Source organism: Ruminococcoides intestinihominis (assembly GCF_040096285.1).
GTDB lineage: Bacteria > Bacillota > Clostridia > Oscillospirales > Acutalibacteraceae > Ruminococcoides > Ruminococcoides intestinihominis.
Window position 1 is genome coordinate 1 of sequence record NZ_JBBMEY010000101.1, and the last position, 518, is coordinate 518.

General features: G+C 29.7%; 1 protein-coding gene. It reads left to right on the forward strand.

Annotation, left to right across the window (positions count from 1 at the left end; all coding sequences use genetic code 11):
- Window positions 1-513: IS3 family transposase (locus WMO18_RS10915; RefSeq protein ID WP_367286616.1), on the forward strand; the 513-nt coding region annotated here is incomplete at its 5' end.
- Window positions 514-518 lie beyond the last annotated feature (5 nt).

A 518-nucleotide genomic window follows, 5' to 3' on the forward strand; every position in this document is an offset into this window, starting at 1 on the left:
AATTTAGAAATAACAGGAATAAATCAAGTATGGACAACTGATATTACTTACATTAAAACAATAGATGAAGGTAATTATTATTTGATTACATATATGGATGCTTATTCTAGGAAAATCGTAGCTTGGAATCTTGAAGAACATCAAACATCTAATGAAATGATAGAAACATTGAAAAAAGCAGTTGATGAAAGAAATCCTGAACCGGGACTGATTATACATTCAGATAAAGGCTCCCAAATGCGTTCAGAAAGTTACAGAGAGTTTATTAGTAGCCATAATTTTGCTTATAGTTATACATCACTAAATCATTCATGTGATGAAAATGCAGCTCAGGAGTCTTTTCATGCTTCATTAAAAAAGGAATGTATTTATCAGCATAAGATTAGAAACTACTTGCAAGCATATTCCCTTATTTACAACTATATTGAGAATTTTTACAATACTAAAAGAATTCATTCATCTATTAATTATCTTTCACCTTGTGATTTTGAGAAGTCACTTCACACCGATTAGCAATG